Source organism: Kitasatospora sp. NPDC001527, assembly GCF_040298605.1.
In the GTDB taxonomy this organism is placed as follows: domain Bacteria; phylum Actinomycetota; class Actinomycetes; order Streptomycetales; family Streptomycetaceae; genus Kitasatospora.
The window spans coordinates 1-15,296 of sequence record NZ_JBEPAM010000056.1 but is presented as its reverse complement, the minus strand read 5'-3'; the positions used below and the strand labels follow the sequence as shown (position 1 = coordinate 15,296).

Sequence of the window (15,296 nt, the reverse complement as noted above, 5' to 3'; positions counted from 1 at the left end):
CAGCGCAAACTTAGCCCGCTAATCCAGCTTATATGAAGTTAGATCCGGCTCCGCCCATGCCGCATAGCCGAGGATGTCCCTGTAGATCAGATGCTCAGCGACAGAATCATCAACCAAGAGGCGACGCACTCTGGGAGAATAGCGAATCCGATACTTAATCCCCTCGATCAAAACAGACCCAAGGTCCGTCGAATCACCCGATTCGCGATCTTCAGGAGACTCGACTACGTCCCACCCAGCCTTCCGTGCCAGATGAACCCAGACCTCAAACGCCCTTTCTACATCTCTATTCCTTCTGACGGCCCCGCCAACGCGCGCAAGAATCTGCACAGGGTCCACGCGATCTTCCGGCATTCTCTTTCCTTGTAAAACTTTGAGACGGAGGGTTTATTTCTGGCCAATTAGGCCTATCCGGAAACACTCCACCAGGCTGGCTTCCCTGCATTGTCCCAGATATATGTAAATGTCGATCCCGTATCTTCAGCTGCACGCCTCATAGCACCCATGCAACTTGGACAAGGTGACGCAGTTCCATCAATGACTACATAGCCATCCAGCGGCACTGGCGCATCCATGAAAAATTCATCATCCTTGACAACCTTCCTGCCATAGCTCGGTACTCCACCAGCCATACGAGCAGCCCTATTCTCAGTGTGACTGAGAGCGTCGGCACCCCGAGGCCCCATCGCTTTCTCTGAAGGCCTCTGTGCACCGCTGCGAATGTCATAGTCATGCAGGATATTGCCGTCCGGATCATGAACTGTCACCTGCGCATAATGTGTCTTTGAAGTGGTTGGACAGGCGTTAAGCGCACGAAGATCGACATTGTGGACCAGAACCGGGGCAACTCCGGCGAGCACATAGTACGTGTGGAGGTTGGAGACAGTGAGGTCGCGGGCCTCTGTCGGGGGGAGCTCGTAGTTGCGGATGGACTGGACGGTGACGGTGGTGCCGTCGTCGCTGAGCAGAGTGTGGCCGGGCTGGAGGTCTGCGGCCGGCGTCCAGCGGTTAGTGGCGGTATCCCAGTAGGGGTGGTGCTGGGTGGAAGTGAGGGTGCTGGAGGTGAGGGTGACGTCGGTGAAGAGGGTGTCGTCGGGGGTGACGATGGTGTTGATGACGGTTTCGGCGGAGGTGGCGTTGGTCTGCGGGTCGGTGGCGAGGACCTGGTCGCCGGCGGTGATATCGCCGATGGGTTTGGTGCTTCCGTCAGCCAGGAGGACAGGTGTGGTCGGTGGGAAGCTGTGGGGGGCACTTATGGGGAGCGGGCAAGCAGCGGCTACGGCGTCTTCAGCTTCCTTAGCGGCCTTAGATTCGCGGCGCCAGGTCTTTAGGCCGTCGAAGAGTTCGCCGGCGAGGGTCTTGAGGGTCTTGGCAAGTTCGTAGGCCTTGTTCCAGCGGAAGGCGTACTTGGCGAGGAGCTTGGTGAGGGGGCCACCGCTGAACATACTGGTCACGACGTTCAGGGCAGTTTCGCCACAGGAGCCGAGGTCGCCCGTGGTGACGCAGTCGATGGCGTCGGTGATGCCCAGTTCGTCGGCAACGATCTTAGCAAGCTTCTTGCCGACATCCATGACCTTCGTCTTGGCGTCCGAAGCCTTCTTGGCGCTCGTGTTCACCTCAGAAAAGGCGGGTCCACCGCCACTGCCCACCGTGCCGGAACCGAACCATGGAACAGCTGGCGCGGTGGTTTCATCCACGTTGCTCATAATCGTGCGGCCACATCGATAATTGATGCACTCATCGGATATCAGGCCGCTGGGGTCGGACTTGTTGACCGGGTCGTTCTCGGAGTAGGCGTAGCCGTTCCACTGTTGGGGGTCGCCGGCGTCGAGGACGGGGTCGAGGCTGAGGAAGCGGCCGGTGGTGGGCTGGTACTGGCGTGCGCCGAGGTTGGTGAGGCCAGTGACGTCGTCCTTGGTGCCGTTGACGAAGCCGTGGTCGCCGGCCCAGATGGAGGGCTGGGTGCCGCGGGGGTTGCCGAAGGGGTCGGTGGGGCGGCGGCTCTCGGTCAGGGTTCTGGCGTTGATGGCCAGGGTGTTGCTGCCGTGGTGGTCGGCGAACTGGTAGGTGAGTTCGTTGCCGCCCTGGCGGACCAGGGTGATGCCGCCGGGGATGGCGTAGTAGCGGGAGGCGGTGAGGGTCTGGGTGACGGTGTTGTAGACGAGTTCGTCGCCGTTGGCGAGGTTGATGGTGGTCTTGCCGGGGTTGCGGCGTACCAGTTGGTTGCCGTCGGCGTCGTAGACGTAGGTGGTGGTGCCGGCGCTGGTGCTGGTAAGGGATTCGAGGCGGTCCTCACCGTTCCAGGTGAGGGTGGTGGTGCCGGCGGTGTCGGTGACGGCGGTGGTGTGGCCGGCGGCGTCGTACTGGGTGCTGCTGGTGGTCGGGGTGTTGGTGCCGACGCGGTTGGTGGAGGTGAGCAGGGCGTGCGGGCCTCCGGTGCCGCCTCCGGTGCCGGGCGCGGTGGTGGGGGTGTTGCGGGTTCCGGGGGCCGGGAAGGTCTGGGTGGTGGTGACGTCCTGGGAGGTGTCGCCGCCGGGGTTGTGGGCGACCATGCCGGTGCGGTTGCCGGTCAGGTCGTACTGGTAGCTCTGCCAGTAGGGGGCGGAGCCGCCCACCGTGGTCTGGGCCGGGGCCTGGGCGCCGCTGGTGGGGGTGGTGTTGGCGCAGCGGCCCTGGCCGCCGACGGCGGGGTTGGGGTCCTGGTTGAGGCGGCCGGTGTCGCTCCAGGCGGTGGTGAGGCGTCCGAGGTGGTCGTAGGTGAAGCACTGCAGGTCGGTGGCGGCGGGGGTGTTGTTGGGGATGGTGCGGATGGCCGTGATGCGGCCGACCTGGTTGTAGGCGTAGGTGGTGTGCTGGACGGTTCCGGTGGTGGCGGTCTGCTTGTCGACGAACTGGTTGATCTGGCGGCCGGTGGGTTCGTCGTAGGTGTTGGTGGTGACGATCTGGGTGCCGTACGGGTTCATCGTGGAGCGGATGGTGCGGCCGTAGGCGTCGTAGTCGGACTGGACGTCGTAGGCGATGCCGCCGAGTCCGCCGATGTCGTGCAGGAGGCCGTATTCCTCGTAGTTGTAGGTGACCGTCTCGGTGAAGAGGTCGCCGACGGCGGGCAGGGACTGCTTGGTGGGTGCGCCGGTGATGGGGTTGTAGAGGGCCTGGTAGGTGAAGGTGAGGGGGCCGGTCTTGCCGACGTCGCTGCCGGGGATGGTGATGGTGGTCTTGGTGGGCCGGTAGGCGGTGTCCATCGCGGTGATCGCGGTGGTGTAGGCCGTGCCGTTCTGGCCGCCGACGTAGCGGGTGGAGGTGGCGGGTTTGCCCTTGGCGACGGTGTCGTAGGTGTTGCCGGTGAGGCGGTTGGCGGGGTCGGTGGTGTCCTGGTAGGTGCCGGTGCGGCGGCCGAGCAGGTCGTAGGTGGAGACGATCTTCTTGCCGCGGGCGTCGGTGGTGGTGGCCACGCGTCCGGCGGTGTCGTAGGTGCTGGTGCTGGTGCCGGCGTCGGGGTCGCTGGTGGTGGTGCGGCGCCCGCGCTGGTCGTAGGCGTAGGTCCAGGTGTTGCCGGCGGCGTCGGTGCGGGAGGTCTCGGTGCCGAGCTGGGAGTAGGCGTAGGAGGTGACGTCCGCGTCGGCGGGGTTGCCGGTGGGTGCGGGCGTTCGGTACTGCCACAGCTGCAGGGTGCGGCCGCGTGAGTCGCTGACGGTGGTGGTGGCCCGGCCGCCCGGGGGCGGGGTGACGTCGACGCGGTCGGCGCCGGGGTAGGAGGTGGCGGTGGTGGTCTGCAGGACGCCGTAGGCCAGGGACTGGCCGGCGATCACGCGGCCCATGCCGTCGTAGACGTTGCGGGTCTGGCTGGGGACCTTGGAGCTGTCGGGCTCGAAGCGTGTGGTGCTCGGCGGGTTGAGGCTGTTGTAGTACGTGTTGTTGGTGGCTGCCGGGCGGCCGTGGGTGTCGTAGAAGGTGTCGGTGACCAGGCGGCCCGCGTAGGCGGAGATCGCCGGGTCGCTCTGCGTCTGCACGACGCGGGCCAGGGCGTCCAGGATCTGGATGGACTGCTGGTAGGTCTTGTTGGCCCGCAGCGTCTGCGTGGTGATGGAGGAGGGGCCGTTGTTGCGCAGCTGGTAGGTGAACTTGTAGTCGGCGGGCTCCGTGGTGGTGCGTCCGGCCTGCCAGACGGCCGTCAGGCGGCCGAGGGCGTCGTAGGTCTGGGTGACGGTGCGGCCGTTGGCGTCGGTGGTGGTCAGCGGCAGGGAGCGGGTGGGGTCGAGGGTGACGGTGGAGGTCCAGCCGGTGGCCGCTTCGGGGGTGCCGGCCGGGGCGGGGGCGATGACGGTGTTCTTGTTGGGCAGTTCGCCCGGCGCGGCGGGGGTGTAGAGGGTAGTGGTGGCGGCGCCGTTGGGGTGGGTGGTGTCGGTGGTGGTGGGGTCGGTGACGGTGGTGGGGCGGCCGTAGGCGTCGTAGGCGCTGGTGCCGGTGGTGGTCCACTGGGGGGTGCCGGCGGCGTCGTACTTCTCCAGCACCTGGAGGCTGGTGGCGGACGCGGTGGCGCCGACGGTTTTGTGAGGCTGGTTGTCGTAGAGCGTGCGGCCGGCGGAGACGGTGTTCGCGGCCGTGGGGGTGGCGTTGCAGGCGTCGGGGCCGGAGATGGTGTAGGTCTCGGCGACGGCGTTGGTGATCGGGGAGCCGGGGCTGGTGGCGTAGGTGGTGCGCACGCACGCGTCGGGGGTGCCGTCGGCCTGCTGGAGGACCTTGCCGGGGAGGTAGGGCAGGGCCGTGTCGGTGAAGGTGGTGTCCGTGGTGGTGCGCCAGCTTCCGTCGGCCTTCTTGGCCCTGGCGGTGACGGTGCTCTGCTGGGGCGCGGCGTAGCGGGCCTTGAGGGCGGGCAGGGCGGGGCCGCGGCTGTGGGTGGCGGTGATCCTGGGTCCGCCGTCGTCGCCTGTGGGGTTGGTGCTGGTGTTGACGCTGCTGGCGGTGGGGGTGGTGGCGTTGGCGTCGGCGTAGGTGTCGGATTCGAGGACCTGGCCGGCGAGCCAGTCGTGGTCGGTGACCGGGCCGCTGGTGGGGCCCTGGACGGTGCGGGTGGCGGCGCCTGGTGCGTCGTCCTGCATGCCCTGGTGGTAGTAGGTGGCGGTCTTGGTCTGCGGTTCCTGCGGCAGGTTGGGCGCGCCGGTGACGGAGGTGACGGAGGCGAATCCGCGGAACTGGTCCCAGGTGCGGTAGTCGGTGTCGATGCCTTCGGCGTCGTTGCGGTGCCAGGCGGCGGGGCCGTAGGTGTAGGTGGTGGTCTGGCCCAGCGATCCCCGGATGAAGTCGCGCGGGTCGACGGTGACGGTCCTGACGGGGTAGCGCAGGAACCAGTCGTCGACGAGGGCGTGGGTGTTGGGCTCGTTCCACTTGACGTTGTAGCAGGCCAGGGTGTTGTTCTCCGGTGAGGCCGGCATGACGTTGCTGGTGCGGGAGCAGGACTGGCCGATGTACTCGACGCGGATGGCGCCGCCGGTCTCCGTGGTGATGGCGGAGATGCGGGGGCGGTGGAACTCCGAGCGTGCGGGGGTGGTTCCGTCGACGCGGTTGCGCAGGGGGAGGGCGGAGAAGGTGACCGGTTCCAGGGTGACGTCGCTCTGGCCTGTGCTGTGGCCGGTGCGCTGGATGGAGACGAGCCAGGGGATGCGGGGTTCGATGGCGGAGGGGCTGCTGGGGTTGGTGCTGGTGTCGTAGGTCTTTTCGAGGGTGTGTGTCAGCTGGTAGGTGTCGACGGGGCGGTACTCGCCGTTGACGCGGACTTTGGTGGTGATGGTGGTGAGCCAGCGGGTGGTCCAGAAGCTGGGGCCGGCGTTGGCGCAGGGGTCGGTGGCCGAGCACTGCTGGTCGAGGGGGACGTCGGGCCAGTTGCCGGCGTTGGCTGGGATGCGCTGGTCGGGCTGGCAGCCTCCGGCGAGGCAGCGCTCGGCAGTGTCGAAGACGACCTGGGAGGCGCTGGGGTGGTTGCCGTTGGCGCTCAGCTGGTCGGACAGGAGCTGGCCGTAGGCGATGGACTTAAGGGTGCCGGCGCGGGTGTAGGGGGTGTTCGTGCCGGTGCCGTGGTTCTGGCCCGCCCCGCGAGCGTAGTGGTTGGTCTCGGGGGCGTAGGTGAAGGTGGTGAGGTTGCCGTGGGGGTCGACGATGTGGTCGAGGTTCCAGCGCCAGGCGGCTTGGCACCAGGAGGCGTTGGCCTTGGCGGGGTCGTAGCAGGGGTCGCCGGGCTTGGGGGAGAAGACCGGGACGGTGAAGGCGGAGCGGGTCTCGGGGCCGGTGCTGGTGGGGGTGCCCTGGGCGGAGGGGAGGTGGTTGAGGCCGAAGTAGTAGACGGTGCCGCCGGTGTCGGTGACCTTGAGGTAGGAGCCGTTCCAGGTGCCGTTGTCGGCGCCGGTGAGGAACTGGACCGTGGTGCCGTCGTCGGACTGCAGGCGCCAGGTGCACTTGGACAGTTCGTTGCGCGGGTCGGCCGTGTCGCAGGAGCCGTCGTCGGGGACGAGCTGGCCCGAGTGGCCGGCGAGGGACATGGTCAGGTTGGCCCCGGCCCAGCACTGGTCGGCGGAGTTGTCGATGCCGGCCTTCGGGCAGGGCTGGTAGGAGCGCTCCACGAAGCCCGAGCCGAGGTCCCAGCCCTCGCCGATCCAGGACGCCTGGGAGTTGGTCGCGGAGGTCTTGCCGTCGACGGACGCGGAGTCGTAGGACAGGCCGATCTGCGGGACGCCGCCGCCCAGGCTCGGGGGCATCTGGACGGGGTAGCTGTAAGTGAACGAGCCGGAGGATCCGCCGGCGGACCAGCCCTGGCTGGGGTTCAGGCTGGTGGCGCTGTAGGTGCCGGCTTCGCCGCCGGCGGCTCCCTGCAGGGCGAGGACGGTCGCCGGCGCCGTGGTGGCGGAGCCCTGCGCGGGGGCGGTCGGGGCCTTGGCGAGCGGCGAGGCCGAGGGCTGGGCGGCGGGCAGGTCGATGTCGGCGACGATCCTGGCGCTCTGCGGGTCGTAGCGCGAGGGCACGGGGGTGCGGGTGCGGCACTGCTGGTCGCCCGGGCTGGTGAGCGCGCAGGCGGGCATGGCGACCAGGGTCGCGCGGCTCGCCCAGTCGCCGCCGTAGGCGGGGGCGAGCTGGGCGGGGTCGAGGCTGACGCGTGCGCCGGTCGCGGGGTGCTGGTCGGCGAGGGAGAGGGCGAGGAGCGCGCCGCTGACGCCGGCGGCCTTGGTGGTGGCGGCGTCGGCGACCGTGACGTTGACCTTCGGGTTCGTGTCCTGGGTCCTCGCGGCGCCCGAGCGCGGCGTGGGGGTCGTGGCGCCGTCGGCTATGGAGGCCACCCACACCGGGAGGTCGCCGGCCTTGGTGGCGGGCGCCGCGGGCGCTTCCCGCGCTGTGGTGCCGAGGCCGTCGGGGCGCGCGGTGGCCGCTTCGGTGGCGGGGGCCGGTGCGAGGGCGACCGTCGCCGTGCCGGCGGGTGCGGTGCGGCCGCTGTTGTCCGCGGGTTTGGCCGGGGCGGCCTTCGCGGCGGGCGCGGCGGGGGCCGGGGCGTCTTTGCCGGTGACCGAGGCGGTACCGGGCAGGGGCGTGTTCGGGGGTGACCAGACACGGTGGTAGTCCGGGGCCTGGGCGAAGGCCACTCCCCCGGCGGGCACCACGAGTGAGGCGATGACCGTCAGGGTGGCGAGCAGGGCGGTCCGTGAGCGTCGCAGCTTGGCGGCCCGGGTGCGGGCCGAGTGAGCACGGTGAGAGAGCACCGTCACCCTCCGTTGGTGACCGCGCCCCGGGGACACGGCGAGTCGATCAAGGCCAGCCGACCTTATGGGTCGTTTACATCCCAAGTCGAGGAGTCGACAAAGAACCGTATGACGTGATTTAAATCACTCCGCGAGCGAATCGTGCCAACTGGTGTCAAATCAGTTCGCCGCCGTGGACGAACCATTGACGCGCCGTCGTGGGTCACGGGAGGTTGCGTCTGTCCTGCGCGCAGCGCCAGCCGGCCGCGTCCGCACCCACTCTCCTCGTCGGGAAGGCTTCGCCATGCCCACGTCCCCCCGCCCACGCCCCGCCCGGCGCCGAACGCGGGCCGCGGCCCTGCGCCTGCCCGCGCTCGGCCTCGGACTCGTCCTGTGCGCCGGTCTTCCGGCGCCTTTCGCGCTGGCCGAATCCCAGCCCGGTACCAAGAGCCTGGCCGAGGTGATGGCCGAGGCCGACGCCGAGCACGTGAAGACCCGTCCGCCCGCGACGGAGACCGAGAAGGCGATCGCCCAGGCCAAGGCCACCGGCGTGGCGGTGCCGGTCGAATCACTGACCGACGACTACAGCGAGACCGTCGCCACCCCCGAGGGCCATCTGCGCAAGACGCAGCACGTGGAGCGGCAGCGGGTCAAGCAGAACGGCGAGTGGGCGCAGCTCGACGCCACTCTGGTGGCCGACCCGCAGGGCGGGTTCCGTCCGAAGGCCTCTGGTGCCGGCGTCCGTCTGTCGGCCGGCGGCTCCGGGGCGCTGGCGACCCTCATCAGCGACGACGGGAAGCAGCTCACCCTCCACTCGCCCTTTCCGCTGACCCAGGGGCACGTGGACGAGGACGGGGACGGCCTGCTCTACCCCGAGGTCGCCCCCGGCATCGATCTGAAGGCCACCGCCACCAAGTTCGGCGGCCTCAGCACCGTCCTCGTCGTGAAGACCCCCGAGGCCGCCGCGAACCCGGCACTGCAGTCGGTCACCTTCCCGGTGAGCACCACGGGTGTGAGCGTGACGTCGAACGCCGACTTCAGCCTCACGGCCGCCGCTGAGGACGGTACCGTGCGCTGGCACGCCCCCGCTCCGCGGATGTGGGACAGCACCACCGCTCCCCCGGCCCCGACCCCCCAAGGCGCCCAGGACACCCCGGGCTCCCCGGCTGCGCTGACGGGCGGCGCCACCTCCTCCACCGAGACGGCCTCCGCAGCCGGCGACCTGGAGGGCCCGGCCACCAGCACCGTCGACGGGCCGGGCAGCAGCGCCCGGGTGTCGGTCATGCCCACCAGCGCCGGCGCCGCCGGCATCACCCTCAGCCCCGACCAGGACCTCCTCGCCCACGGCGAGGGGCCGTGGTTCATCGACCCGGGCTGGATCTACGACGACCGCACCGGCCACGGCTGGACCTGGACCCAGTCCGCCTACGATGACACGAACAACTACCTGAAGACCGTCACCGTCCAGGAACCGTACAACCGACCTGGTGTCGGGCTGCAGGACTACAAGGCCAAGACCGGGATCGAGCGTTCCTTCTTCCAAATCGACACCAGCGGCTTCGGCGGCGCCATCATCAACTCCGCCATCATGACGATGTGGCAGGCCAAGTCCTCCCTGTTCGACTGCAACAGGAAGTTCCCGCTCAACCTGTTCCTCGTGGACCGGCCGATCGGTTACGGCACGACGTGGAACAACTCCCCCCAGCACTACGGCGGGCAGGTCGGGGACACCGCCTGGGTCGGCGGGTCCGGCAACCCGGGCTGTCCCAACGGCATCGACTTCAAGTTCGACGTGACCTCCGTCTACCGCTCCTACGCGGGCTCCAACAACAACCTGACCTTCACCGTCGAGGGCAACGAGAGCGACAAGCTCGCCTTCAAGCGCCTCGACTACCGGCCGACCGTCGTCGTAGAGTACGACCGCACTCCCAACACCCCCACCGATCCGTACGCCTACCCCGTTCCGAGGACCACCTCGCCCGACCGGCTGATCCACGGCTGTGACGGCAACGGCTGGGGCTGGCTCGGCGCGGGCATCAACCTGAGCGGGGTCTCCCTCAACGCCAGGGTCAGCAGCTCCGTCCAGCAGCAGCTGTACTCCTGGAGCCACATCTGGGACTACATGGTCCCCGGCGTCCCCGACGTCGCCTCCGGATACAGCAGTCTCGTTGCCAGCGGTTCCTTCGCGGCCTTCCCGGTCCCCGCCGGCGTCCTGAAGGACGGCCACGTCTACGGCTACAGCATCATGGCCAGCGACCAGCTGGTCGGCCCGTCGGGCTCCACCCCCACCTGCCACTTCGGCATCGACCTGACCCCGCCCACCGTGCAGGTCCCCTCCCTCTACGAGCAGTTGTCCGACGACGCGCTCGCCACCCAGTTCCCGCCCTCGGGCAACGGGCAGAGCACCAAGCTGCGCACCCACCAGTGGGGGTACGTCCCCTACTCCCCCCTCGACCCCAACCCCTCGGGCGGCCAGACCTCCGGCGTCGTCTGCGCCCGCTGGAGCCTGGACCCCCAGTTCGAAGGGGCGACCTGGCAGTGCGGCAGCGCCATGCCGAACGGAGGCCTGCCCATCTACCCCACCGCCTGGGGCACCAACATCCTCTACATCCAGGTCGCCGACAACGCGGGCAACATCTCCCCCGTCGCCCAGTACGCCTTCTACGTCCCCTGGAACCCCGACGGCCCCCAGCCGGTCTTCGGCGACGTCACCGGTGACGGCGCCGCCGACATCCTGACCGCCGACCAGGCCGGCAACCTGCGCACCTACAGCATCCCCGGCAACACCGTCGCCAAGAGCCCCACCGCAGCCCTCGCCGCCCTGCCCTCCGACACCCCCAACCGGCAGACCTGGGCCACCAGTGCCGTCCAGTACAGCCACCGCGGCGCCCTCACCGGCGGCAAACACGTCGACGACCTGTTCGTCCACGTCAAGGACGACCCCAACCTCTACGTCTACGGCAACCCCGGCAACAGCCGCTCCATCGGCCGTTACAACAGCAAGGTCCCTCTCGGTCGACCGGCCTGCGTCACACCGCCCAACGACTCCGCCTACTGCACCGGCTACGCCGACACCTGGTCACGTACCCTGCGCGTCGCCGCCCTCGGCGACCCCGCCCACACCGATCTCGACATCAAGCTCGAGTTCAAGAACAAGACCGGTCTCGTGACCGTGGAAGCCAACAGCGACGGCAGCGACGCCTCCCTGTGGTTCTTTCCCGCCACCATGACCAACCAGCTCGGCCAGCCCGTGCGCCTCGCCTCCGGCGGCTGGAAGGACATGGAGCTCATCACCCCCGGCGACTGGGCCGGCCAGAACCGCCCGGGCCTGTGGGCCCGCGACCTGCGCCCGCGCAACGCCTCCGCCACCTCGGGTGACCTGACCGCCTACACCTTCACCCCCGGCACCCTCGACGTCGTCGACCCCGACTTCGGCGACCCCGTCCTCGACGAGAACGGCAACCCCCTCGTCGTCCCGACCCTGACCGGCATCGCCGGCACCACCACCATCGGCAGCGTCCCTGTCGACACCTGGCCCGTCCTCGGCTCCGACGGCGACCTCCTGGGCATCGGTGCGCCCGGCCTGTGGGGCCTCAACAAGGACACCGGCGACCTCCAGATCTGGTGGGGCCACCGCACCGGAAACGCCACCAACCCCGGCATGGCGTGGGACGCCGGCCCCGAGAAGATCGCCAACACCCGCGTGACCCCGGACTGGTACACCCTCGACCGCCCCAACACCCTCCGCCCCGACCCCGGCACCCCGGTGACCGACAGCAACGCCACCAACCCCCTGACCCGCAGCGGCAACCCCGCCTTCACCGCCGACCGCAACGCCACCGCCGACCACGCGACCCTCCTCGACGGCGGCAGCTACTACCAGAGCTCCCAGGCCCCAGGCATCGACACCCGCCGCAGCTACAGCGTCGCCGCCTGGGTCAGACTCGACCAGGCCGACAGCTACGGCACCGTGCTCTCGATCAGGGGCAACGACCGCAGCCCCTTCTACCTCCAGCACTCCGCTGCCACCGGCACCTGGGCCTTCATCGCCCCCCACGAGGACTGGCGCAACACCACCACCTACTACACCGCCGCCGACTCCACCCACGCCCGCCCCCAGGCCGGCCAGTGGACCCACCTGGTGGGCACCTACAACGCCGAGACCACCACCATGACGCTCTACGTCAACGGACGCGCCGTCGGCGCCGCCAAGAACCCCCACCCCTGGTACAGCGGCGGCCCCCTCACCATCGGCGCCGTCACCAACGTCTACTACCCCGACGACGGCGGTTTCCGCGGCGCCATCAGCGACGTCCGCGCCTACCCCTACGCCCTCACCGACCCCCAGGTCAGCAACCTCGCCATCAACGACACCACCATCTCCGTGAGCAGCGCCCTCGACGGCGGCAAATGCCTCGACAACCTCGGTGCCGGAACCGAGATCGGCGTCTGGAACTGCTGGAACGGCCCCAACCAGCAGTTCAAGTTCAACACCGACAACCACGCCCTCATCATCCAGAACAAGTGCGTCACCGTCCGCGACGAAGGCACCGCCAACGGCACCCCCGTCATCCTCACCGACTGCGACAACCTCAAGGGCGGCCAGAAATGGCTGCGCCGCGCCGACAACAGCCTCTACAACCCCCACTCCAACCGCTGCCTCGAACTGCCCGGCTGGAACACCACCAACGGCACCCGCCTGGGCATCTGGGACTGCCACACCGGCGCCAACCAACGCTGGACCCTCAACCCCACCCCCTGACCCCACCCGCCCGCACCCAACCACCGGGCCCCCGCCACACCACCGCGGCGGGGGCCCACCCCATCCCCACCCCACCACCATGGCCACCCGGACCCACTACCGCACCACCCACCACTCCCCCGACCCGACCCGACCCACGAGCAGTTCTACGACCAGCCCGACGCCGAACAGCACAGCGCGGCAAACTCCACCCCGCCCCGGCGCCGTTGCCCACACGACGCTGCCCACACGACGCTGCCCACCGCAGCGAACAACACGCGCCGCCCCTCGTGATCCAGACAGTGGTTAGGGTTGGCGTAGGGGGCCCGCATGTCGGCCGATGAGCCGTTGTCCGTGCGCCGGTCACAGGTCACAGGTCACAGGTCACCAGTCTCGACGGTGAGCTCGCCCAGAGCGGTCATCATCATCCAGGACTCGCCGATCCCGTTGACTGCCCCAGTGCCACCGCTGGCTGGTGTCCCCGTGGCAGTCCGACAGCATCAGCGGCGTGCCGTTGTCGAGGCGGCCGCCGGCAACGTCCAGGCACTTGCCGCTGTGGACGTTGCTGGAGCGTGGCCATGGGACCTCGCGTCGGGTCGTGTCGTGCCGCTCGGGGTCCGGCGCGACATCGGGACAATGATCTTGGATGCCGGCTGGTGCCGGGTGAGGGGTGGGCGGGGTGCGGATCAATGTTCTGGGGCCGCTTCAGGTCGTGCGGGGTGGGGACGGGGTGGCTTTCGAGGTCGGCGGAGCGCGGCTTCGGCTGCTGCTGGTCCGGCTGGCGCTCGACCCCGGGCGCGTGGTCACCCGTGAGCGTCTGGTGGACGACCTCTGGGGAGACGCCCCGCCGCAGGGGCCTGCCGGCGCCCTGCAGTCCCTGGTTTCCCGGCTCCGCCGGGCGCTGGGCGCCGACCGGAGCGTGATCGGCTCGCACCCCGCCGGATACCTGCTCGATGTGCCCCGGGGGAACGTGGACGCCTGGGATTTCGAGCAACGGGTGGCGGCGGGGCGGGCGGCGCTGGCGGCGGGCGGGTTCGCCGAGGCGGTGGCTCTGCTGGGCGGGGCGCTGGAACTCTGGCGGGGAACGCCGTTCGCGGACGCCGAAGGCGCCGGGTTCACCGCGGCGCCGACGGCCTGGCTGGCGGAGCTGCGGCTGTCGGCGGTGGAGGAGCGAGCCGACGCCCTGCTCGCCCTCGGCGGGAGCGACACACTGCCGCGGCTGGTCGCCGAGCTCACCGGGCTCTGCGTCACGCACCCGCTGCGTGAGCGGGCCGCCGTCAGGCTGATGCGCGCGCTCCACGCGGACGGGCAGCAGGCGGCGGCGCTGGAGGTGTTCGAGCGTACCCGGCGGGCACTGGCCGAGGAACTGGGCGCCGCCCCGTGCGCCGAACTGCGGGACGTCCACCTGCGTGTGCTGTCCGGCGCGAAGTCGCCCGGGCCGGGGCCGGCGCCGGCTTGCGCCGGGAACCCGGCCGGGCGGGCGGCACTGCCCACCTGGCTCACCGCTCTGGTCGGCCGCGGCGAGGCGCTGGCGGCGGTTCGGGAGCGCCTGCACCGCTCCCGGCTGGTGACGCTGACCGGGCCGGGCGGCGTCGGCAAGACGCGGTTGGCCATCGCGGCCGCGATGGCCGCCCCGCCCGCGACGGACGTACGGCTTGCCGAACTCGCGGGCGTTGACGGGCCGGACGGGCCGGCCCAGGTCGTGCTGGCTGCTGTCTGCCGTCCGGCGGAGGCCGGTGTACTGGCCGGCGGCCTGCCCGCCGGCGACCGGGCCGGGGATCCCGTCGACCGGATCGTCCGCGCCCTGCCGGGCCCGCCTCGCCGACGCCCGCTTCGTCCTCGACGCACTCGACCGGCTCGCCCGCGGAGACCGCCCCGACACCGGCACCGCCCCGCTCCCGGACGGGCTCGCCGAAGCCGCCGACCCGGCCAGGACCGGCGTGCTCGGGCAGTCCCTCGGCGGCTCCGTCGCCGCCCAGCTCGCCCACGACGAGCCCCGCGTCCGCGCGGCGGCCGACCTCGACGGCGCCCTCCTCCCACCCGTCGCCGACAGCGGCCTCACCAAGCCCTTCCTGCTGATGGCCTCCGGGACGAAAACCCTGCGCACCGAACCGAGCTGGGCCTCCTGCTGGGCGGCGTCCACCGGCCCCCGACACGCCCTGCGGCTACGGAACTCCGCCCACGGCTCGTACACCGACCTCCAGGTCCTCCTGCCCCAGCTCGTCCACCGCCTCCCGGTCCCCGACACGGCCGGACTCATCGGCACCGTCGACCCCCAGCGCTCCCTGGCCGCCCAGCGCACCACCGTCGCCGCGTTCTTCACGCGGTACCTGACGGGGCGGCCCACCGGCTTCCTCGACCGGCCCGGCGACGACTGGCCGGAGCTGGAGGTACTGCGCTGAACCGGCCCGCCCGGCACCCCTCGTGGCGCCGGGCGGCACGGCCGTCCCCGACAGCCTCGTCAACCACTTCCTCGAACCCGCGAACCCGCGAACCCGCGCCCCCGCGCCCCCGCGGCCCCGCGGCCCGCACAACCTTGGCCATAGCCCACAGCCGACACACACGCCCGCACGGCAGACGACCCGTCTGCCACGCCCCCGCAACACCACGACAGACCGGACAACCAGCGGCCCCGGCCACCAACAGCGGCGCGGGCACCGACAGCGGCGCGGGCACCGACGGCGGCCACGCCCCGTCGAACCAGCACCCGCACCCCGCTCCCCCACCCTCCACCCTCCACCCTCCGCCCTCCGCCCTCCGCCCTCCGCCAGACCGTGACCGCACCGGTCCCCCCGGCCCAGCCGCACGGCGGACAAGCCCCCCGCAAACAACCC

At 70.3% G+C, this 15,296-nt stretch carries 4 protein-coding genes and 1 pseudogene; 3 read left to right on the top strand and 2 right to left on the bottom strand.

Annotated features, from left to right (window positions below):
• Positions 1 to 407 precede the first annotated feature (407 nt).
• A complete protein-coding gene (locus tag ABT238_RS33325; protein WP_350802849.1) occupies positions 408 to 7,742 on the bottom strand; it encodes a polymorphic toxin-type HINT domain-containing protein in 7,335 nt (2,444 codons plus the stop codon).
• A gap of 283 nt (positions 7,743 to 8,025) precedes the next feature.
• Here ABT238_RS33325 and ABT238_RS33320 point away from each other — a divergent pair, with 283 nt between their 5' ends.
• Positions 8,026 to 12,483 (top strand): LamG-like jellyroll fold domain-containing protein, encoded by a 4,458-nt coding sequence (locus ABT238_RS33320; RefSeq protein ID WP_350802844.1) that lies wholly within the window; start codon positions 8,026 to 8,028, stop codon positions 12,481 to 12,483.
• A gap of 363 nt (positions 12,484 to 12,846) precedes the next feature.
• On the opposite strand, the gene ABT238_RS33315 is transcribed toward ABT238_RS33320, so the two are convergent.
• Positions 12,847 to 13,152, bottom strand: a complete 306-nt coding sequence (locus ABT238_RS33315; RefSeq protein ID WP_350802833.1) for an RICIN domain-containing protein — start codon at positions 13,150 to 13,152, stop codon at positions 12,847 to 12,849.
• Here ABT238_RS33315 and ABT238_RS33310 point away from each other — a divergent pair.
• Both ABT238_RS33310 and ABT238_RS33305 read left to right on the top strand, forming a co-directional pair.
• Positions 13,133 to 13,867, top strand: a pseudogene (locus ABT238_RS33310) (AfsR/SARP family transcriptional regulator); the annotation flags it as partial. The gene ABT238_RS33315 and the pseudogene ABT238_RS33310 overlap by 20 nt on opposite strands.
• Positions 13,868 to 14,198: 331 nt before the next feature.
• Positions 14,199 to 14,864: an alpha/beta hydrolase gene (locus ABT238_RS33305; RefSeq protein WP_350802827.1), complete on the top strand. Its 666-nt coding sequence runs from the start codon at positions 14,199 to 14,201 to the stop codon at positions 14,862 to 14,864.
• The last annotated feature ends 432 nt before the right edge of the window (positions 14,865 to 15,296 follow it).

Bases quoted from the DNA above. Each gene is read 5' to 3' on its own strand.
- ABT238_RS33320 (WP_350802844.1), top strand. From the start codon at position 8,026: ATGCCCACGTCCCCCCGCCCACGCCCCGCCCGGCGCCGAACGCGGGCC.